The organism is Bacillus sp. AFS040349 (genome assembly GCF_002577655.1).
Lineage (GTDB): Bacteria > Bacillota > Bacilli > Bacillales > Bacillaceae > Metabacillus.
Genome location: NZ_NUMC01000045.1, coordinates 58369 through 78957, shown reverse-complemented (window position 1 = coordinate 78957; position 20589 = coordinate 58369). Strand labels below are relative to the sequence as shown.

Genomic DNA, 20589 nt, shown 5'->3' with positions numbered 1-20589 from the left:
GACATGTTATGTTAGTGAAAGACCCTGTTTTGTTTCATCAATGGCATCCGGTCCTATTATCGAAAGAGTTAGCGGAGCTTCCAAAGGCTGTAGAGGTTCTTGGTGAAAAAATCGTCATATTTCGTACATCTCAAGGTGTGCATGCTTTTAAAGATTTATGTATACACCGAGGAGTACCGCTTTCATTAGGAAAAGTATTGAATGATACAATCGTTTGTCCATATCATGGATGGACCTATAATACTTGTGGAACATGCACAAAAATCCCAGCAATGCCAAAAGGAAAGGCAATACCCAGAAAGGCAAGAGCAATAACTTATCATTGTGCTGAAGAAGCCGGGTTAGTATGGGTTTGCCTTGGTCAACCAGAACATCCCCCCGCTATTGGTGAAGAAAACTTGGGCGATGAAATGGTACGTGTTGAAATGGGACCTTATGAAATCAATGCAGCAGGGCCGCGGGTTGTTGAAAATTTTCTAGACGTGTCACATCTTATGTTCGTTCATGAAGGACTGCTTGGAGACAGTCAGTTTCCTGAAATTGGTGATTATGAGGTTCATGAGCAAGATGGAGTTCTAGTTTCTGATGAAATCGATATTTATCAACCAGATCCAGATGGGAGAGGGCATGGTGTGCATGCAAAATACACGTATAAAGTTTTCCATCCACTTTGTGCAGGCTTTACAAAAAGAATTGATCATTCTGAAGAGTTTTTTGATCTTTATCTTATCGTTTCACCAGTAAATGAAGAAAAAAGTAAAGCATTTATGATTATGGAACGCAATTATGCGTTAGAAGAAGGCGAAAAAGTATTTGTGGATTTCCAAGATCTTTTAATCGAGCAAGACAAAATCATTGTAGAAAATCAAAAACCAGAGTTACTTCCACTAGATCTGCAAGCTGAGCTACACTTAAAAAGCGATAGAGTTAGTATTGCCTATAGAAAAATGTTAAAAGAAGTAGGACTATCATTTGGAACTGCATAGCGATAAATGAAGGAAGGCTGTGTTAGCCTTTCTTTTTTCATATATCGATATCCTCTTACTCTATTAATTTTGTTCCTTCTTAAAAATATAGTGCTCAAAGAACAAACACATGCATAGGATAATCTTAGATACTAGACATTAGATGAAAAGAAAGAGTTGTTATTATGGCATTAAGTAAAAATCGATTAATTGGACGAAATGCAATTATGCTGTTGTTATCCGAAGATCCTAACGAACAGCTCACGTTTCTTCAACAAGACAAATGGAGGGGATGTCTGGGAAAAGTGGGATCGATGGAGGCGAATAAAGTCGTTGCTTCTATTGAAACAGCGGCAAAGAAAAATGGCATTATTCAGTCTGATGTTTATCGTGAATCACATGCATTATATCATGCGATTATGGAAGCCTTACATGGTGTAACCCGAGGTCAAATACAGTTAGGTTCAGTATTACGAACCGTTGGACTTTCTTTCGCGGTTTTACGTGGCAATCCATATGATCACGAGCAAGAAGGAGATTGGATTGCTGTAGCACTGTACGGAACAATCGGTGCTCCAGTAAAAGGCTCTGAGCATGAAACGATTGGCCTTGGTATTAATCATATATAAAGTGCCCATAGTTAATAGAAAAGCAGGGGGCTATATCATGAAATCTTTGATTTCATTGATATAGCTCCCATTTTTTTTGACCCTTTAATCAACTAAAGGGCAGGAGGGGAGTCGTAAAAATGATCTTGCTAGATGGAGAAAGCTTAAGCTTTTCTAGTTTACTAAAAGTCATATTTGAAGGAGAAAAAGTTGGATTCTCGGATGAAAGCTTAAAACGTGTGGTGGCAAGCAGAAAAGCGGTTGAAAAAATCGTTTCCGAGGAAAAAGTTGTTTATGGTATTACTACAGGCTTCGGGAAATTTAGTGATGTGTTCATTGAAAAAGAAGACGTTGAGCTCCTTCAACTCAATTTAATTCGTTCACATGCATGCGGAATTGGTGATCCGTTTCCAGAGGTTGTTTCACGAGCAATGCTTGTTTTACGTGCCAATGCCTTACTCAAAGGTTTTTCGGGTGTGCGTCCTATTATCATTGAAAGATTAATTGATTTGGTAAATGCCGAAATTCATCCTATTATTCCTCAACAAGGCTCTTTGGGCGCAAGTGGTGATCTAGCTCCACTTTCACATCTAGCTCTCGTGTTAATAGGAGAAGGTGATGTGCTGTATAAAGGTCAAAAAACAACTGCAATTCAAGCACTAGAGCAAGAATCACTTCCCCCAATAACACTAACAGCAAAAGAGGGGCTAGCCCTTATTAATGGCACTCAAGCGATGACCGCAATGGGCGTAGTTGCCTATCTAGAGGCAGAAAAGTTAGCCTATCAAGCTGACTTAATCTCGGCTGTAACCATAGAGGGTTTAAGGGGAATTCTGGATGCTTTTGATGAGGATATTCATCTTGCTCGTGGATATAAAGAGCAAATTGACGTAGCGAACCGAATTAGATCCTATTTATCTGATAGTCTACTAACGACGAGACAAGGAGACATTCGCGTACAGGACGCCTATTCAATCAGGTGTATTCCGCAAGTTCATGGGGCTTCATGGCAAGCGTTAAATTATGTGAAAGAAAAACTTGAAATTGAAATGAATGCAGCAACAGATAATCCGTTACTTTTTCTTGATGGTGAAAAAGTATTATCTGGTGGAAACTTTCATGGTCAGCCAATTGCTTTTGCTATGGACTTTTTAAAGATAGCTATTGCTGAATTAGCCAATATCTCAGAGCGTCGAATTGAAAGATTAGTGAATCCTCAACTAAATGATTTACCTGCCTTTTTAAGCCCTGAGCCTGGTCTACAATCAGGTGCAATGATTATGCAATATGCCGCTGCGTCACTAGTCTCAGAAAACAAAACGTTGGCGCATCCGGCTAGTGTTGATAGTATTCCTTCATCAGCCAATCAAGAAGATCACGTTAGCATGGGGACAATCGCGTCACGACACGCTTATCAAATTATTACAAATACTCGGCGAGTACTAGCGGTAGAAGCAATTTGCAGTATTCAAGCTGCTGAATTTCGTGGTATTCAAAAAATGTCAACCGTAACAAGGAAGTTTTATCAACAAGCTAGAGAGGTTGTTCCATCAATTAAAAATGATCGATTTTTTTCGATCGATATTGAAGCAATGCACAATTGGTTAAAACATGGAACACAATCGATGCTAATGAATCCGGGGGGAAGAAGATGAATTCAAACAATATGGAGAAAATAAAAAGATATAGAGGAACAAATCTCAATACAAAAGGATGGCAACAAGAGGCTGCTCTTCGTATGTTAATGAATAATTTAGATCAAGATGTTGCCGAAATTCCTGAGGAGCTTGTTGTGTATGGCGGAATTGGAAAAGCTGCACGAAATTGGGAAAGTTTCGATGCAATCGTCACATCTCTAAAATCATTAGAACATGATGAAACACTGCTGATTCAATCCGGAAAGCCAGTTGTTATTTTTAAAACACATGAAAATGCGCCGCGTGTTCTGATTGCTAATTCCAATCTTGTTCCGGCCTATGCAAATTGGGATATGTTTCATGAACTCGACCAAAAAGGACTTATGATGTACGGCCAAATGACGGCAGGTAGTTGGATTTATATCGGTTCACAAGGCATCGTTCAAGGCACATATGAAACGTTTGCTGAATTAGCAAAACAACATTTTCACTCTTCTCTTAAAGGGACGATAACATTAACATCTGGACTTGGAGGAATGGGTGGGGCACAACCTCTTGCTGTTACGATGAATGGTGGAGTTTGTATCGCTATAGAGGTTGATGAAAGAAAAATCGATCGAAGAATAACAACAGGATATTTGGACGTAAAAGCTTATTCAATAGAGGAAGCGATACATGCAGCCGAAGAAGCGAAGAAAACGGGTAAAGCATTATCAATTGGTTTACTAGGTAATGCATCTGATCTTTTATATAACATGATTGAACGCAATTTTACTCCTGACATTTTAACAGATCAAACCTCTTCTCATGATCCATTGAACGGATATATTCCCTCAGGAATGTCACTGAAACAGGCGGATAAGCTGCGAAAAATAAATCCAAAAGAATATGTAAAGCTTTCGAAAGCTTCTATAGCGAATCATGTAAAAGCGATGCTCACAATGATGGAAAAAGGAGCGGTCACCTTTGATTATGGCAACAATATTCGTCAGGTTGCTAAAGATGAAGGAGTAGAAAATGCTTATAAATTCCCTGGTTTCGTACCAGCTTATATTCGCCCACAATTTTGCGAAGGAAAAGGTCCATTTCGTTGGGTTGCATTATCAGGTGATCCTGAGGATATTTATAAAACAGATGAAGCGATACTGCGTACATTTAGTGACAATAAGCACTTATGTAATTGGATAAAGATGGCCAGAGAAAAAATTAAATTCCAAGGCTTACCTTCGCGGATATGCTGGTTAGGCTACGGTGAACGTGCAAATTTCGGGAAGATTTTAAACGATATGGTAGCAAGTGGCGAACTAAAAGCACCAATTGTGATTGGTCGCGATCATTTAGATGCAGGATCGGTAGCTTCGCCAAACCGTGAAACTGAGGCAATGAAGGATGGCTCAGATGCTGTCGCAGACTGGCCAATTTTAAACGCCATGATTAATGCGGTTGGTGGTGCCACATGGGTTTCTGTTCATCATGGTGGTGGAGTTGGAATGGGATATTCCTTACATGCAGGTGTTGTTATTGTAGCGGATGGTACGAAAGAAGCCGAGCAAAAAATTCAACGTGTACTAACAACAGATCCAGGTATGGGTGTTGTTCGCCATGCTGATGCTGGTTACGAACTTGCGAAGAACACAGCACAACATCATAACATTCAAATGCCAATGCTTGAAAAGGGAGTTGATTCTTGTGAGTAAGCCGATCTGGATCAAACATGCTGCTCAATTGGCTACACTTGCTTCAAATATAGATGGACCTCGTTCAAAAACAGCTATGTCTGAGCTCGGTATTATTGGAGATGGTAGCTTATGGATTGAATCAGGGGTTATCAAAGCAGTTGGTACAACAGACGAACTGGGGAATACTTATAGAAACGTAATAGACTCCGCTGAAATCATAGATGCCTCAAATAGCTTGGTAACACCAGGCTTAGTTGATCCTCATACACATGTTGTTTATGGTGGCAGCAGGGAACAGGAATTTGAAATGAGGCTGCAAGGCTCAACATACATGGACATCATGAATGAGGGAGGAGGAATTCATGCTACAACTAGCATGACGAGAGAGGCAACGGAAAAGGAATTAATTCAACAAACAATAACTCGCCTAAATTCCTTCTTGGAACATGGTGTAACAACAATTGAAGGAAAAAGCGGATATGGCTTAAACCTTGAAACAGAGCTAAAGCAACTCAAAGTCATGAAAGAGCTTCAACAAATGCACAGCATTGATTTGGTAGCAACCTTTATGGGAGCACATGCAGTGCCAAAAGAATTTAAAGGTCGTGAAGAAGAGTACGTCGATTTTATTATTTATGACATGTTACCAGTTATTGCACAGAAAAATCTTGCACAATTTATCGATGTTTTTTGTGAAAAAGGAGTTTTCACATTTGAGCAATCTAAACGAATAATCGAGGCTGGAAAGCACTATGGCTTGATACCAAAGATACATGCAGATGAAATTGTAAATACCAAAGGTGCAGAACTAGCTGCAGAAGTAGGAGCGATCTCTGCTGAACATTTACTTAAAACATCAAATCAAGGAATCGAAAAGATGGCTGAAGCAGGAACCATTGCTTGCTTACTACCTGCTACTGCTCTTTATCTTCGCGAAGAATCAGCACAAGGGAGAAAAATGATTGATCATGGTGTACCGGTTGCGATCTCAACCGATTGTAACCCGGGTTCTTCACCAACTACTTCCATGCCACTTGTGATGAACCTTGCCTGTATAAATATGAGGTTAACACCTGCCGAGGCTTTAACAGCTGCCACCTATAATGCAGCATGTGCTATTAACCAGCAGCATAAAGTTGGTTCTTTAGAAGCTGGAAAGCAAGCTGATATTGTACGATGGAAGGTAAAAAACTATCAAGAATTGCAATATCTATTTGGTGTTAATCATGTAAAATCGGTGTGGAAAAAGGGTGTGAAGGTGGTAGACAGATGAAAAAGCATTGGCTGAAACCACCAGAATGGCTATGGAATTCCTTTAGTGATGAAAACCAAACATCAGTTTGTCAATGGATTGAGTCACTTCAAAGCTTTCAGGACACACCAGATTTAATCGTATATGGTGCACCAATTTCTCGTTCATCCATAAGTGTTTCAGGCGCATCTTTATATCCTTCTGAATTTCGAAGAATGTGGAAAAGTTTTAGCACTTATAATATTGATGAAGATGTGGATCTTGTTTCTTTTAAAGTTGCGGATGCAGGTGATATTGACATGCATACAACAGATATTCCATTGTCACATCAAAGAATTCAGCAAACAACCGCATACCTTACCAAACGTTATCCAACTTCTCGAACATGTATGATAGGTGGTGATCATTCGACAACTGCTTGTGCTGTTCGAGGAATCAAAGAAATGTATCCAACTGAGACAATCGGGATCTTACAACTTGATACCCATCTTGATGTTCGAGATCCACGTATATTAGGCCCGGCGAATGGAACACCCATACGTCAATTGATTGACGACAATACTGTTATGGGTAAGCATATAATGAATATCGGTCCACACGGTTATTTCAATTCAAGATCACTTATTGAATATGCAAAAAAACATAGTATCAACATCATCACCTTAAAAGCTGCACGAAAAAAAGGTGTTCTCCAAACAGTGAAAGAATCTCTTCAGCATTTATTAAATTGTGTTGATCGAATTTACGTTACAGTTGATATGGATGTTCTTGATATTTCCTTTGCTCCTGGGGTACCAGCCTCTACACCGGGAGGTATGAGTACATCAGAATTATTTGATAGCTTATTAGAAATTGGGAAGGAACCATCTGTAAAACATATAGATTTTGTTTGTTTAGATCCAAGTAAGGATTCATCTGTTCAAGAAACAGTGAAAATTGGCTGTTATGCATGGCTTCAGTATGTAACGGGGTGTTTGTTGCAAGATAAGAAATAGAGGGTTCAGCTCATTTTAAAGATGGGCTGTTTTTTTTTGTTTCAATGTGTGAGAAATATCACCGAGCTATCCATTATGACAAGGTAAACTTAACTCATAGGAAGAAACTTCCTTAAAAGAAAAGTAGGGAGAGATGATCATGAATATGGTCTATGAGAATATCCTTGTTGCAATTGATGGATCAAAAGAAGCTGAGTGGGCTTTTAGAAAGGCTGTTAGTATCGCAAAAAGAAACCATGCACACTTAATGTTGTGTACAATTATTGATTCAAGAGAAGTAGTGTTAACATCCTATGGTTTACCAATAGAACCAGCATTTATTGAACATGCTGAAAATTTCTCACATTCTCTATTAACAAAATATAAAAATACTGCAATAGAAAACGGGTTATCAAATGTAGAAACAATTATTGAATATGGCTCTCCAAAAGTAAAAATTGCAAAAGAAATTGCACCTGAAAAGAATGTGGACTTAATTGTATGTGGTGCAACAGGAATGAACGCTGTTGAAAGAATATTTGTCGGAAGTGTATCTGAACACATTTTACGATACGCAAACTGCGATGTATTGATCGTTCGAACAGAAAAAGAGGAAGACTAAAGTTTTAGGAGGAATAGCAATGAATCTAATTATTCACAGCAAAAATCTTGAATTAACCGAAGCTTTAAAAACCTATGTTGATCAAAAAATTGGTTTGGTTATGGAGCACTATTTTGAGGACACAACTACTTTCCAAATTCATATCAATTTATCTACCTTCAAAAATAATCACTGTATTGAAGTAACCATTCATCTCGGTGATATAACCATTCGAGCAGAAGAAAAAACAAACGATATGTATCAATCTATTGATCTAGTAGAAGAAAAGTTAAAAAGACAAATTCGTAAGTATAAAACAAGAAGAAATCGTAAGCTACGCAAAGGAAAATTAATTGAAAATGCTCAAGTGCAAGAGGTTCCGACAGCAGAGCAAGAAGAAGAAATTGTTCGTATTAAGCAATTTCAATTCAAACCGATGAGTGCAGAAGAAGCTATTTTACAAATGAATCTACTTGATCACCAGTTTTTTGTTTATCAAGATGCAAAAACAGATCAATTTAGTATTGTTTATAAACGAAAAAATGGTCAGTATGGCTTAATAATGTCTGATGAGATGAAAGCTGTAAATGTTTAAATATATGGGAGAAAAACGGGATTACCTTGATAAGGTGGTCCTATTTTTTTGTGCATGAAATGTCTAAAATTGTCTAATCGAAGATAAAATGTTCAGAATCGAAGATAAATCCTTTTTCACATTATCTACGAAAAAAGAGTCAAATACGTTTCTTTTTTCTTATATTGGGTAAAAATTATTCAAAGGCTAGTTAGCTTTATTGTAATCTATTGATCATTGTTACTAGTTTATAAGAATCTACCATTCGACATATTTCGATATTTTAAGATAATTTTAGCAACATTCAAAAGATAGAGAACATATAAACTTCTTTCAAAGATATTAGGTTATTTTTTGAGTAAACCCTTACAAATTAAACTACTTTACCTAATTAACTTATGTCACTCTATCTTACATATCATTTGACAAATCTACCATTACCTATGGTAGTATAATTATGTGTTTACACAAAATTACCAAAAAAAGGGGGCTTTACAAAATATGATGAAGAAATTTCGTAGTAGTTTTCTGTTCATCATGATCTTATCACTTATGATGGTCATTGCTGCTTGTGGCGGTGGCACTGGAGGCGGTGATGAGGGAGCTACAGGTGGAGAAGAAGGTAATGACACAGGTGGCGAAACTCAAAACCTTAGTCTTTTAACTGGTGGTACTGGTGGTACATATTATCCACTTGGTGGACAAATCGGAAACATCATTTCTGAAAACACAGATGCAAACATAACACCACAAACATCAGGAGCATCTGCAGAGAATATGGAGACATTAAGAAATGGCGAAGCAGAGCTTGCTTTCACGCAAACAGACATTGCTTCATATGCTCTTGAAGGAAAAGAAATGTTTAAAGATGCACCGATTGATAACGTTCAAGCAATTGGTTCACTTTACCCAGAAACAGTTCAGCTTGTGACAACTGCTGATAGCGGAATCACATCTGTTGAAGATTTAAAAGGGAAAACTGTTTCTGTAGGTGCACCAGGTTCTGGAGCTTACATCAATGCGATCCAAGTTCTTGAAATTCACGGCTTAACTGTTGATGACATTAAAGCACAAAACCTATCATTTGATGAATCAACAGATGGTATTCAAGCTGGTAACATTGATGCTGCATTTATTACAGCTGGTACTCCAACTGGAGCTGTTGAAGCACTATCAGCACAAGATGATGTGGTGATTGTTCCAATCGCAGAAGATAAGGTTCAAGAGCTAGTAGAAAAATATCCTTACTATGCGGCAGACACTGTTCCTGGTGGAACGTATAACATCGAATCTGATGTAAGTACAGTTGCTGTTAAGGCAATGTTAGTTGCTTCAAAAGAGCTTGATGAAAACTTAGTGTATGAGATGACAAAAGCTTTATTCGATAACACTGATCAAATCACTCATGCAAAAGGTGAGTTCATTACACCTGAATCAGCACTAGAAGGAATTGGAGATATGGAACTTCATCCTGGAGCTGCTAAGTACTTTGAAGAAAAAGGCATTTCGAAATAACATGGTTAAAAAATCGGTAGATCGCATGGTGCGGTCTATCGATTTCATTTGCAATGCTTTAAAGGATGGTTCTATGAGGCTTAAGATAATTCTAGTCACTGTACCTCTACTCTTGCTTATCACTTTGCTCGTTTTCATTCCTTTTAAACAAACTCTTGCTTTTACTTATGAAAACGAAGAAAAACTACTTGCATATCTACCTTTTGAGAAAGAGAATTCCTTTCAAATTAAATATACACATTCCATTCATCTTTCAGATGTCATTGAAACCTACAAACTTACTAAGAAGCAAATTATCTTAACTGAATTTTCTTACAAAGATTTTGCAATAGGCATGCCTTCTAATGCAGAAGGAGATGAGGTATTTGAAGAAAAAAATGGTACATACTACATAAAGAATATGAACCGTGCTTTCCCATTTGTTGATCTTCGTCTCGGGCAGGTAAGAGCGGATCATCGAATTATTTATAAAGATCACACATATACATTATCAAATTTTATTAAACCAGGAACATGGGTGCGGATGTCACCTGAAAAAATGTCATTATGGGAGCTATTGAAAGGAGTGAACATAAGTGGTTGATGAAAATAAAACGTTAAATGAAGAAGAACAACAGGCATTATTGGAAAAATATGATCCTGAAGCCGGTACACGTAAATTAACAGGTATTATTGGCTGGATTGCCTTTATTGGACTGCTATCATTCTCACTATTTCAATTATATACAGCCATTTTCGGTGTTTTTACTGCACAAATTCAGCGGACCATTCACTTAGGGTTTGCACTATCCTTGATTTTTTTACTTTTTCCTGCTAATAGGAAAAAACGTCAAAAAGGAAAGCTTCAAATTGCATGGTATGATGGCATATTAGCTCTCCTTAGTGTTGGTATAGGAGCTTATTGGCCAATTAATTTTAATGATTTGGTTATGAGTGTTGGACGTCTATCACAAATGGATTTTATCGTTGGAATCATCGCAATAGTATTAGTGTTGGAAGCAACACGAAGAGCAGTTGGTCTTCCGATTACTATTATTGCCCTTATCTTCTTGGTGTATGGACTTTATGGGCAGTATATGCCAGGTTTCCTTGCACACAGAGGATTATCACTTGAGCGATTAGTTCAAACGATGTTCTTTACTACTGAGGGGATTTTAGGAACACCACTTGCCGTATCCTCAACATTTATTTTCCTATTTCTCTTGTTCGGAGCATTTTTAGTGAGAACTGGAGTAGGACAATATTTTAATGATTTGGCTGTTTCCATTGCAGGGCGCAGAACTGGTGGACCAGCTAAAGTTGCGATTTTCTCAAGTGCCCTACAAGGAACGATAAGTGGAAGCTCCGTTGCAAACGTTGTTACCTCTGGTTCGTTTACAATACCAATGATGAAAAAGCTTGGATATAAAAAAGAGTTTGCTGGAGCTGTAGAAGCTGCTGCATCAACAGGTGGTCAGCTAATGCCTCCTATAATGGGTGCTGCTGCCTTTCTAATGGTTGAATTTATCGGCGGCGGTATCACGTATTGGGAAATAGCAAAAGCTGCTGCAATCCCTGCCGTTCTATATTTCGCAGGAATTTGGATTATGACTCATTTTGAAGCGAAGCGAATTGGTCTTCGTGGATTAACAAAAGAAGAAATGCCTGATCGAAAAGAAGTGTTAAAAAAGTTTTACCTGCTACTTCCAATTATAGCGGTCATCGTATTATTAATGTCAGGAATTATTGTCACACATGCTGCATTATATTCAATTTTAGTAGCGATAATCGTAGGGCTATTTAATAAAGCAACGAGAATGGGACCAAAGCAATTTGTGCTAGCACTTGTAGACGGTGCTCGTTCTGCTTTAGGTGTTGCAGCTGCAACTGCTGCAGCGGGTATTATTGTTGGAATTGTAACAAAAACAGGTTTAGGATTAAAGCTTGCAAATGGATTGATTGATTTAGCTGGAGGATACTTAATTCCAACATTAATGCTAACCATGTTAGCAGCAATTGTTCTTGGAATGGGTTCGCCAACAACTGCTAACTATGTTATTACATCAACAATTGCTGCACCGGCGATTATCTTATTAGGTGTACCTGATTTATCAGCTCATCTATTTGTTTTCTATTTTGGAATTATTGCAGATATTACACCACCAGTTGCCTTAGCTGCATTTGCAGCAGCAGGTGTAGCAGGAGGAGAGCCTTTGAAAACAGGGGTCAACTCAGCCAAACTGGCCATTGCTGCCTTTATCATTCCATATATATTTGTTCTTTCACCAGAGTTGCTCATGATTGACACAACGTGGTATGAATTAGTATGGGTGCTTATTACAGCCGTATCTGGAATGCTTGCTATCGGTGCTGGTATTATCGGTTATTGGATGCGCAAACTTCATTGGATTGAGCGAATTGTCGCACTTGTTACAGGGCTTCTGCTCATCTATCCTGAAGGTATTTCTGATATTACAGGAATCATTGCCTTTGCAGCCTTACTGGCTCTACAATTTATTTGGAAACGTGATAAAGGAAATACGTTAAAAATGTCTAATTAAATTAGTTTAAAGCCTGATACTTCTCGTATCAGGCTTTTTGCTGAGCCTATTAATTGACTGATTATTCAGGTAAATACTAAACTAAACATAGTACTGCAACTTTAGATGGGGAGTGATGAGGTGTCACGTAAAGATCAGAGCTGTGAACTGGATCTTGAATCTTTAGATAAATCTACAAAAACTGTTGAAATCAATGAAGATGGCGCTTTCAAACGTCAATCCAATAAGTTTACTACTCCGTTCGGTAGCGAGCCAGATGAGCTTCCAGTTGAAGCAGGACGCTATCGCTTATTATGGACAGCAGCATGTCCTTGGGCGCACCGAACTGTTATTGTTCGTAAACTTTTAGGCTTAGAAGATGTTATCAGCTTAGGAACAGCAAGTCCTTTTCGTCCAAAACTCAATCGTGTGGACTGGGAATTTTCATTGGATGAAGAGAGTAAGGATCCAATCCTTGATATTAGGTATATGAGTGAAATTTATCATCAAACCGATCCTGAATATACAGGACGTCCTACAGTACCTGTTATGGTGGATTTACAAACTAAAAAAGTAGTGAATAATGACTATTTTAAGTTAACTAATTATTTTGAAACGGTATGGTCACCGTTTCATAAGGAAAAAGCACCAGATTTATATCCTGAAAGCTTGCGTGAAGAAATCGATGAACTAAATGATCTTATTTTTCAAGATATTAATAATGGAGTTTATAAATGTGGATTTGCGCTTTCTCAAGATGCTTATGAGCAAGCTTATGACCAGCTTTTTGCTCGGTTAGATGAGCTAGATGAGCGACTTTCTAACCAGCGTTTCTTGCATGGTGATTTTATTACAGATTCAGATGTTCGCTTTTACACAACTTTAGTTCGATTTGATGCTGCTTATTATTCAGCATTTAATACAAATCGCACCTTAATTAGAGAATTTTCAAATTTGTCTGGCTATGTGCGTGATTTATTTCAAACACCAGGTTTTGGGGATACAACAGATTTTAACGCTATAAAAAATCATTATCATCTTTCAATCACAATCTTCACAGAAAAAGAAGATGTAAAAATTTTGCCGAAGGGACCTGACTTATCTTTTTGGAAATCACAGCACAACCGGGAGTTACTAAGTAAACAAAAAGAGAAGTTTATCATAAAAAAATGAAAATGGAGATCACAAAATGATCATAAGAGATGCGTCTAGGGAAGAGATCCCTTTTATTAGAAAACAAAGAGTTTCAGCTTATAGCGAGCATGCAACATCTGTTTCATCAGAGCATTGGCAGGCACTAAAACAAGCCATCTCCTCTGAAGCAGATGTCCAAGATGGAGTAGAGTTAATTGTGGCTGAAATAGATGGGGAAATTTTAGGAAGTGTTGCGTTATTTCCACCACAATCTGATGCATATGAAGGAATCGTTGATAAGCTTGATTATTCCGAAATACGTTTACTTGCTGTTTCTACGGAAGCTAGAGGAAAAGGAGTGGCTTCAGCATTAATCAATGAATGTATGAAACGAACAAAAGAAAAAGATATTGATTCTATTGGACTTCACACAGCTGATTTTATGAAAAGTGCAATGAAATTATATGAAAGTTTTGGATTTAAACGAATTCCGCAATATGATTTTGAACCTGCTAATGATGGTGTTATTGTAAAAGCTTTTAGACGTTCAGTTTAAAAAATGGACCTCATGTTGAGGTCCATTTACATTTACATTTAAAATTGTTGATGATTCTGCAGTTGGTTTTCTGCCATTGCAACTAAACGCTTTGTCATTTCCCCACCAACAGAACCGTTTGCACGAGCTGTCGTATCGGCTCCAAGTTGTACCCCAAATTCATTCGCAATTTCCTCTTTCATGGAATTAAGAGCATTTTCTGCACCAGGCACAACTAATTTGTTGTTTCTTGCCATTGTACAACACCCCTTTTGAATGGTTTAGGAACTCCCGAGCACTACAATCAGTTGCTCATGAATTATTGTACCCGCCTAACTCAAAAAATATTGAGGATCTCTTTATTTTGATTGATGGCGATTTTTTACTTTTTTCTTCATTTCTTCTGTACGGTCATCCTTTTCAGAGCCGTAATGAAAATTTGTTAATTTACCTGTATCTGGTGGTTGCATTGATTGGTTTTTATCCATTTTTAACCCTCCTTTGATTCACTAATAGTTTGTGCAAATGCTTGATGTTTTGAGGTGGGAATTTGGTCCAATCTTTATTACTTAAGAATCAGTTTCTTAAAGGTTCCTTACTAAGGAGTTCATCTGATGAAGATTGAGAAGGTACCTTAACAAATTTAGCCATAATGATTGCCAATATGCATATAAAACCTGCAAAAATAAATGCTTGAGTAAAAGAAATAGCTTTGATGATAAAAGGTCCAGCGAAGGCAGATAGTCCGTATGCTTGATACATAAAACCATAATTTGTACCTATGTTTTTTGTCCCATAGTAGTCTGCCGTTACAGAAGGAAAGAGAGCGAGAAATCCACCAAAACCAAAGCCGATGAAAGAAACTGCGATTAAATAAATCGGATAGTTCATGAAACCCGTGCTCATATAAAACATGATGAGTGCGGTTAAAGCATAAATGATCACAAGTGTATTTTTGCGTCCAATGCGATCTGAGATTTTTCCTAGAAGAATTCGCCCAGCCGCGTTAAATAATGCAATCACCATTACAGCATTTGCAGCTTGCTCAACATCAAGTTTTACTAAATCAACCCCAATATCTACTGCAAAGCTAATAACAAGAAGTCCAGACACACTTCCAAATAAAAACATCGTCCACAAAAGATAAAACTGATACGTTTTTAACATTTGAACTGGTGAAAAATCATTTGTTACTTTAGAAGTATTTGTTAAGGATGTGGTATCATCGTTTGGTGGATTTTTTAATAACTGTGCACCTGCTACAACTAATACAAAATAAAGTATTCCTAAATAAAAGAAAGAAGACGATACACCGAAAGTATCAATTAAATATCCGATAACAGGTTTATAAATTAAACCACCTAAACCAAATCCGGCAACAGCAACTCCACTAATAAAGCCTCTTTTATCAGGAAACCATTTTACACATGCAGATAATGGACAAACATAAGTCATTCCGATACCAATTCCACCCACAACACCGTAGAAAAAGTATAATTGAAATAATGTAGTAGCTTGACTTGATAGAATTAAGCCAACTCCAAGTAAAATTCCACCTATTGTTGCTACCCATTTTGGTCCGATGCGGTCTTGAAGCCTTCCTGCAAAAATGGTTGTTAAGGCAAATACTGCAATTGTGATGGAGAAGGTAACAACAATATCTTCTTTTGCCCAACCAAACTTATCCATTAAAGGCTGATTAAATAAACTCCATGCATATACTGCTCCTAAATTAATTTGAATGAGAATTGCTCCTAATACAACTAACCATCTGTTCAATTTTATTTCCTCCTAAGTTATTAACAAATAAAAAAGAGACCAACGGTGACAAATGATTATCAACGTTGGTCTCTTGTGCACTCACTTAAAGTGTTTACAAAAGCAACCAAATATTATGATTTTGTAGTGGATCTGCCTAATGCTTAAACGTTTCATAAAATGATATGATTTCCATCCATCCTTATCCATGATATTGATGTTGGCTATCTAAAGTTTTCAAATTTAACTCTTTTTATTATGTCATAGTTTTTCTTAGTGTCAACGCTATTTTTTGTGAATGCGCTTACTAGGTCTAGCGATCTTTCGGGTCAATTACATAACCTATTGCAGTTAGGGAAAAGTAAAATGAAAAGAAAAGGAGGATAATCATATGGGAATAAAAGACATATTACAACTAGAAAAGCCGCTACTTATCCTTCTTTTTGGTGTTTTACTTTCACATTTAGGAACATATTTGGTTACACCGATGCTTCCGATTATTTTAAAAACAGATGCAGGTTTATCGATAGGACAAATTGGAATTGTGTTAGCAAGTATTGCCATTGCCTTTCAAGTTGGGAGCGTGGCCGGAGGAGTTTTAGCTGATCGTATTGGTCGAGGATTTACGATAGGACTTGGAGCTTTGATTGCTGCATGCGGACTTATTGGGTTTGGTTTATTCACACAGTTTTCTTTTTTGATCGTTACTGCTATTACAATGGGATTTGGTACTGGATTAAATGCTCCTTCAACAAAAGCAGCCATCGCAGCCTTTGCTTCTTCAGAGAACCAAACAACAGCTTTTTCCATAAGAGGCATAGCTGCAAATATTGGGACAGGCTCAGCAGGATTAATTGTTTTTTTTCTTTTAACCGGAACATCTAAAATGATCTTTTGGATTGCTGGTGGAATTTATATCCTTTTAGCACTACAAAGTTGGATTTTTCTCCCAAAGGGTTGTGGTGATGTGCCATGTGAGGGAATTCCTAAGGGAGCTTACAAACAGGCATTTCAAAACAAGCCCTTTATGGTGTTTAGTTTTGTAACGATTATTATATGGGCTTTATATGCACAGTTATCTCTTGCATTACCACTTAGAGCAACAGTTATTTTACCGGAGCCTAAAAATGTTGCGTTGATATGGACAGTTAATAGCTTAATTGTCATCTCATTACAAGGCTTGATTACAAAGCGAATTATTAGGAAAGTAGAGCCTCTAACTGCATTAGGATTAGGGATTCTCTTCATAACGATTGGAATTGCCTCGTTATTTTTTGCACAATCATTTTTCCATTTGATCCTTAGTGGAGGAGTGTTTGTTATTGGTGAAATGATGATTCTTCCTACAATAGACAGTACCATCTCACAATTGTCAAAAGGAGAATTAATCGGGTTGTTTTTTGCCTTATCAAATGTTGTTTACGGCTTAGGAGAGGCTGGTGGAAAATCTGCTGGTGGAAGAATTCTTGGTGTAGGTGAAAATACTTTAACACCTGTTTTCATTTACACCGCCTTAGGATTTGCGCTAGTAGTTGTTGTTACTTTTCTTAAAAAATGGCAGCCACTTAGACAATCGTTACAACAGGCATCATCAAAAGAAAACAAGCCTAAAGATGCACCTCGACTTCCAAGTGAACCTGGACAACATCGAACACATCCTGTTAACAGATGGGAACCAGAAGTGTTCTTCAGGAAAAAGCCAAGAACAGAATGATGATAACCAGGTGCATAATCGATATCTTATTGGTGAAAATCTTATTATAAAACAAAGGAGGTTAAAAGCATGAGCGTTTATGAAAACTTTCCAGTCGCAAACTTAGATCGTGATCAATTAAACAAAATCATGAGTCTAGAAAAAGAATTAAGAAGTGAAACAAATGAAAATATTGTGTTAATAGCGTATGATGAAAAAGATGAGGGAATGGAATAAATCACCACTTTAATTGTAACTTTTGTCATTTTATCCAACAATATGTTGAAATATCATTTTGGTTGCTTTAATATAATACCTATCAATTGATAACAACTTAAAATAGTAAACGCTGTAGATTAAGATGCCGCTTAAGGCTTAATAGGGAATTCGGTGTAAATCAGAAACTGTCCCCGCAACTGTAAGTGTCGACGAAATAAGCAATCCACTGTATTGAAGCTTTATTAAAAGTGATATATGGGAAGGGGCTTAAAGTAGAGTGAAACACAAGTCAGGAGACCTGTCTTAATTTATCAAGTTTCAGTTTCTTCGGGAGGTGAGAAGGTGAGACGAATGCAACCATTTTAATTTTTTGGATTGCTTTCGTATTGCCTTTTCATCCGCTCAATAAAGATATGAGCGGATTTTTTGTTCTGTCTAAATGTATAAGGTTTTATGGTTGATAGCTTAGGTATTTTCCATTGGTTTGATGATTGTTTTTATAAAAAGACATATTTCAAGAGACAACCTAATACGTTTAGATGAGTAAATTAAATAGAGTTTTAAAGATTAGGTGCACTTCAACTACTGTAGTGCTTAAAAGGGAAGTCGGTGAAAGTCCGACACGGTACCCGCCACTGTTATGGGAAGCTTTATAGCATAATGTCACTGAATGTAAACGGGAAGACGTTATAAAGCTATGAACCTAAGTCAGGAGACCTGCCTATCTTTTTATACTGATACCTACGGGCATATAGGTAGACGTGTAGTAGAAAATGCTGGTCACTTGCGCCATTTTTTAATGCACCTCTGCCTATATAGAGGTGCATTTTTATTTGAAAAATTTTAATAGATTGGAAGTGTTTAGATGACGACTTGGAATCTAACAGAAACAAAGCATCATGTACTTATTTGTAACGGAAGCAGCTGTATGAGAAAGGGTGGAGAAGAAGCAACTCAGGCAATCAGAGAAGAAATTACAAACTTAGATTTGGATGCAAGCATTCATACAACAAGAACTCGTTGTAATGGAAGATGCAAAGATGCGTGTGTAATGGTGGTCTATCCGGAGGGAGTTTGGTATAAAGCTGCAACGCCTGAATTAGCTAAAAAGATTGTTACTGAGCATCTTGTAGGTGGAAATGTGGTAGAAGACAGCGTTATTTACACATATGATAAAGATCATTTTACTGCACCTGAAAATTCAGAGTCGATTAAAGGAATAGTAAAACCGCAAAAGAGTAACGTTTAATACCGTTATACGTATTGAAAGGAGGAATTTACTTGCTAGGAAAATTACTTGTGATCGGATTTGGTCCAGGAAGCTTTGAACATATGACAAAAAGGGCTCAAGATGCGATTCAAGAAAGTGACTGTATTATTGGATACAAAACATATGTTGAATTAATTCAGGATCTTTTAACAGATCAAGAGATTATTAGTACAGGAATGTCAGAGGAAGTAAGCCGTGCCCAAGCAGCTGTGAAACTTGCCGAAGAAGGAAAAACAGTAGCTGTCATATCAAGTGGTGATGCTGGAGTGTATGGAATGGCCGGACTTGTTTATGAGGTTTTAATTGAAAAAGGCTGGTCAGAAGAAACTGGTGTGAGTGTAGAAGTCATTCCGGGTGTTTCGGCAATTAATTCATGTGCATCACTTTTAGGTGCCCCAATTATGCATGATGCATGCACAATCAGTCTCAGTGACCATTTAACTCCTTGGGAATTGATTGAAAAGCGTATTGATGCAGCTGCTCAGGCTGATTTTGTTATAACTCTTTATAATCCTAAAAGTGGTCGTCGAACAAGACAAATACAAGAAGCGCAACGGATTTTATTAAGCTATCGTTCACCATTAACACCTGTTGGACTTGTGAAAAGTGCGTATCGTGACAGACAGCATATCGTTATTACAGATCTTGAGCATATGCTCGAGTTTGATATCGGAATGCTTACAACGGTTGTGATTGGAAATTCATCGACATTTTTATATGACAATAAAATGATTACGCCAAGAGGTTATCAACGTAAGTATACGTTAAATACCACTGAGCAGAGATTAAAGCCACATGAGCGTCTTCGACATGAAAACGAACCATGGGCATTACATAAAGGTATTAACGATATGCCACCAAATAAAAAAGCAAAAGCAACCAAAGAAAAAGAAAGCTCTTTGCAACTTGCTTTAGAAGCGTTGCAAAAAGTTAAGGGAGACACAGATCCTTCTATTAACGAAGAAAAGTCTCGAAATTCTGTAAACAACCCGATTACATCGATTTTTGAATTAGCTGTCAGCCCTGGTATTGCAAATAAAAAATTCACTCCAAAGCAGATGATGACTCTTGCAGAAGTGACCGGGGACGATGGTTCAATGGAGTATACACCACATCATCAAATTCTTTTACGAATTCCGACGAGTGAACCGGAAGTGATCACCGAAAAACTTAAAGAAGTTGGGTTTTTATTAGAACCTATTGGTGATGTTTTTCAAATCAAGGCTTGTGATTTTTGTGAAGGAGAAAAGAAAGATTCCATTCCATATGCAGAGGAGCTTCATGAAAAGTTAAGCGGGCTAGATTTACCAAAAGAATTAAAGGTAGGATTTAACGGGTGTGGAATGGCATGTTTTGGTGCTGTGAATGAAGATATCGGAATTATTTTTCGAAAAGGAAAATTTGATTTGTTTTTAGGAGCCAAAACAGTCGGTCGAACAGCTCATCCTGGTCAACCGGTTGCTGAAGGAATAGAGCCCGAAAAAATCGTCGAAGTGATTGAAAATATTGTTCATGAATACAAGGAAAAAGGACATCCAAACGAAAGGTTTTTCAAGTATTTTAAACGTGTTGGTAATGTTCAAGGCTATTCATATAGGGACATGAGTCCAAAAATTGAAATTGAACCAGCTCCGTGCGGAGATTAATAAGGATAGG

Annotated in this window: 20 protein-coding genes and 2 riboswitches; of the genes, 17 read left to right on the top strand and 3 right to left on the bottom strand. The window is 37.4% G+C overall.

The genetic code is table 11. From position 1 onward, the window contains the following. Window positions 1-8: 8 nt before the first annotated feature. The 13 genes from COD11_RS11020 to COD11_RS10960 all read left to right on the top strand — a co-directional run bounded on the left by COD11_RS11020 (window position 9) and on the right by COD11_RS10960 (window position 14014). Window positions 9-986: an aromatic ring-hydroxylating dioxygenase subunit alpha gene (locus COD11_RS11020; RefSeq protein ID WP_176551047.1), complete on the top strand. Its 978-nt coding sequence runs from the start codon at window positions 9-11 to the stop codon at window positions 984-986. Between the two features lie 164 nt (window positions 987-1150). Then, window positions 1151-1594, top strand: coding sequence for a histidine utilization transcription antiterminator HutP (gene hutP, locus COD11_RS11015; RefSeq protein WP_098796970.1), 444 nt, complete (start codon window positions 1151-1153; stop codon window positions 1592-1594). 119 nt (window positions 1595-1713) lie between these two features. Then, window positions 1714-3228 (top strand): histidine ammonia-lyase, encoded by a 1515-nt coding sequence (gene hutH, locus COD11_RS11010; RefSeq protein ID WP_098796969.1) that lies wholly within the window; start codon window positions 1714-1716, stop codon window positions 3226-3228. Continuing rightward, window positions 3225-4907 (top strand): urocanate hydratase, encoded by a 1683-nt coding sequence (gene hutU, locus COD11_RS11005; RefSeq protein WP_098796968.1) that lies wholly within the window; start codon window positions 3225-3227, stop codon window positions 4905-4907. Before hutH ends, hutU begins: the two co-directional genes overlap by 4 nt. Beyond that, window positions 4900-6162 (top strand): imidazolonepropionase, encoded by a 1263-nt coding sequence (gene hutI, locus COD11_RS11000; RefSeq protein ID WP_176551046.1) that lies wholly within the window; start codon window positions 4900-4902, stop codon window positions 6160-6162. Before hutU ends, hutI begins: the two co-directional genes overlap by 8 nt. Next, window positions 6159-7136 carry an agmatinase family protein gene (locus COD11_RS10995; protein WP_098796967.1) on the top strand — a complete coding sequence of 326 codons (978 nt, stop codon included), beginning with the start codon at window positions 6159-6161 and terminating at the stop codon, window positions 7134-7136. Before hutI ends, COD11_RS10995 begins: the two co-directional genes overlap by 4 nt. 139 nt (window positions 7137-7275) lie before the next feature. Then, complete coding sequence (locus COD11_RS10990) at window positions 7276-7737, top strand: universal stress protein (protein ID WP_098796966.1); 462 nt, start codon at window positions 7276-7278, stop codon at window positions 7735-7737. A 19-nt stretch (window positions 7738-7756) separates the two neighbouring features. After that, window positions 7757-8311: a ribosome hibernation-promoting factor, HPF/YfiA family gene (hpf, locus tag COD11_RS10985; RefSeq protein WP_098796965.1), complete on the top strand. Its 555-nt coding sequence runs from the start codon at window positions 7757-7759 to the stop codon at window positions 8309-8311. A 483-nt stretch (window positions 8312-8794) separates the two neighbouring features. Then, the gene (locus COD11_RS10980) at window positions 8795-9805 is read left to right on the top strand and encodes a TAXI family TRAP transporter solute-binding subunit (RefSeq protein ID WP_098797011.1); all 1011 of its coding nucleotides are present in this window, start codon (window positions 8795-8797) and stop codon (window positions 9803-9805) included. Between the two features lie 73 nt (window positions 9806-9878). Next, window positions 9879-10388 (top strand): DUF1850 domain-containing protein, encoded by a 510-nt coding sequence (locus tag COD11_RS10975; RefSeq protein WP_098797010.1) that lies wholly within the window; start codon window positions 9879-9881, stop codon window positions 10386-10388. Further along, window positions 10381-12345: a TRAP transporter permease gene (locus COD11_RS10970; protein WP_098796964.1), complete on the top strand. Its 1965-nt coding sequence runs from the start codon at window positions 10381-10383 to the stop codon at window positions 12343-12345. Before COD11_RS10975 ends, COD11_RS10970 begins: the two co-directional genes overlap by 8 nt. Before the next feature lie 120 nt (window positions 12346-12465). Beyond that, window positions 12466-13497 (top strand): glutathione S-transferase family protein, encoded by a 1032-nt coding sequence (locus tag COD11_RS10965; protein WP_255301598.1) that lies wholly within the window; start codon window positions 12466-12468, stop codon window positions 13495-13497. 16 nt (window positions 13498-13513) lie between these two features. Then, entirely contained in the window at window positions 13514-14014 is a 501-nt protein-coding gene (locus COD11_RS10960; RefSeq protein WP_098796962.1) for a GNAT family N-acetyltransferase, read from the top strand. A gap of 38 nt (window positions 14015-14052) precedes the next feature. On the opposite strand, the gene COD11_RS10955 is transcribed toward COD11_RS10960, so the two are convergent. From COD11_RS10955 to COD11_RS10950, 3 genes are all read right to left on the bottom strand, one after another. Beyond that, window positions 14053-14250, bottom strand: coding sequence for an alpha/beta-type small acid-soluble spore protein (locus COD11_RS10955; RefSeq protein ID WP_098796961.1), 198 nt, complete (start codon window positions 14248-14250; stop codon window positions 14053-14055). A gap of 102 nt (window positions 14251-14352) precedes the next feature. Then, window positions 14353-14481, bottom strand: coding sequence for a hypothetical protein (locus COD11_RS27475; RefSeq protein ID WP_255301597.1), 129 nt, complete (start codon window positions 14479-14481; stop codon window positions 14353-14355). 88 nt (window positions 14482-14569) lie between these two features. Next, the gene (locus tag COD11_RS10950) at window positions 14570-15772 is read right to left on the bottom strand and encodes an L-lactate MFS transporter (RefSeq protein ID WP_098796960.1); all 1203 of its coding nucleotides are present in this window, start codon (window positions 15770-15772) and stop codon (window positions 14570-14572) included. Between the two features lie 370 nt (window positions 15773-16142). Between COD11_RS10950 and COD11_RS10945 the strand changes: the two genes are divergently transcribed. The 4 genes from COD11_RS10945 (at window position 16143) to cobJ (ending at window position 20579) form a co-directional block, all read left to right on the top strand. Continuing rightward, window positions 16143-17465 (top strand): MFS transporter, encoded by a 1323-nt coding sequence (locus COD11_RS10945; RefSeq protein WP_098796959.1) that lies wholly within the window; start codon window positions 16143-16145, stop codon window positions 17463-17465. A 69-nt stretch (window positions 17466-17534) separates the two neighbouring features. Beyond that, a complete protein-coding gene (locus COD11_RS26815) occupies window positions 17535-17681 on the top strand; it encodes a hypothetical protein (protein ID WP_176551045.1) in 147 nt (48 codons plus the stop codon). 105 nt (window positions 17682-17786) lie between these two features. Beyond that, window positions 17787-17983, top strand: a riboswitch (cobalamin riboswitch). Between the two features lie 232 nt (window positions 17984-18215). Beyond that, window positions 18216-18402, top strand: a riboswitch (cobalamin riboswitch). Between the two features lie 126 nt (window positions 18403-18528). Further along, complete coding sequence (locus COD11_RS10940) at window positions 18529-18912, top strand: (2Fe-2S) ferredoxin domain-containing protein (RefSeq protein WP_098796958.1); 384 nt, start codon at window positions 18529-18531, stop codon at window positions 18910-18912. Between the two features lie 32 nt (window positions 18913-18944). Then, a complete protein-coding gene (cobJ, locus tag COD11_RS10935) occupies window positions 18945-20579 on the top strand; it encodes a precorrin-3B C(17)-methyltransferase (RefSeq protein ID WP_098796957.1) in 1635 nt (544 codons plus the stop codon). Window positions 20580-20589 lie beyond the last annotated feature (10 nt).